Consider the following 1505-nt stretch of genomic DNA (forward strand, 5'->3'; position numbering starts at 1 on the left):
AAAAGAAAAGAAATGAAAAGTGCTTTAGAAACAATACCTGATATCAGCTATAAAAGCGCAGGGAAATTTGAAGAGACCAGATTTGAGAAAATTCACAACGAAATTTTTAGAAATTCTGGCGAAGCTTCATTGATCGTGGCGCAGGAAATCGCTCAGTTGATCCGATCAAAACAAGAGAAAAATAAATCTTGTGTTCTGGGTTTAGCGACAGGTTCATCTCCTATAAAAGTATATGAGGAATTAGTAAGAATGCACAGAGAAGAGGGGCTAAGTTTTAGCAATGTAATCACTTTCAATCTGGATGAATATTATCCGATGAGCAAAGAGAACAATCAGAGCTATCACCATTTTATGCATCAGCATCTATTTAATCACATTGATATTAAACCGGAGAATGTTAATATTCCGGACGGTACAGTTGCTATTGATGAACTAAATCAATATTGTATTGACTATGAAATGAATATTAAAAACGCCGGAGGACTTGATTTTCAATTATTAGGTATCGGACGTACAGGTCACGTTGGTTTCAACGAACCGGGTTCGCATATCAATTCAGGAACACGTATTATTACTTTAGATCATATCACGAGAGTAGATGCTTCTTCCGATTTTAACGGGATTGATAATGTGCCAAAAAGGGCCATCACAATGGGAGTATCTACCATTCTCAGATCTAAAAGAATAGTACTTATGGCCTGGGGCCAGAACAAAGCCGACATTATAAAAAGAACTATTCAGGGAGATATTTCTTCAGAAGTTCCGGCCACTTTTTTACAAAATCACCCCAATGCCACTTTTGTTTTAGACCAGTCTGCCGCTTCAGAGCTAACGCGTTTTAAAACACCATGGCTGGTTGGAGAATGTCTATGGACACAAGAATTAAAAAGTAAAGCGATTGTTTGGTTGTGTCAAAAAACAAAACAATCTATTTTAAAACTAACAGACCGCGATTACAACAATAACGGTATGTCAGATCTTTTGGCGCAAGAAGGTTCTGCTTATGATTTGAATATTAATATGTTCAACGTATTGCAGCATACCATCACCGGATGGCCAGGTGGAAAACCCAACACGGATGATTCGCATCGTCCCGAAAGAGCCGATCCGGCAAAAAAGCGAGTAATCCTTTTTAGTCCCCACCCGGATGATGATGTTATCTCTATGGGAGGTACTTTTTCAAAATTGATAAAACAAGGTCACGATGTACATGTTGTATATCAAACCTCAGGAAATATTGCAGTAACCGATGACGAAGCTTTGAAATTTGCAGAAGTAGGCAGTGACTTTATTGGTGCTGCAGCTGCTGAAATAAATTTTAAATCCGTCATAGAATTTCTGAACAACAAATCAGAAAATCAAATAGATTCCTTAGAAGTTCGCAAACTAAAAGGACTCATCAGAAGAAGAGAATCTTATGCCGCAACAAGATACATCGGATTAAAAGATGAAAACACCCATTTCTTAGACCTGCCATTTTACGAAACAGGACAAGTTAAGAAAAA

At 37.6% G+C, this 1505-nt stretch carries 1 protein-coding gene; it reads left to right on the plus strand.

The features are described from left to right. Positions 1–12: 12 nt before the first annotated feature. Positions 13–1505: glucosamine-6-phosphate deaminase (gene nagB, locus G3A47_RS22495; RefSeq protein ID WP_166926494.1), on the plus strand; the 1493-nt coding region annotated here is incomplete at its 3' end.

This window comes from Flavobacterium poyangense, from assembly GCF_011751075.1.
Lineage (GTDB): Bacteria > Bacteroidota > Bacteroidia > Flavobacteriales > Flavobacteriaceae > Flavobacterium > Flavobacterium poyangense.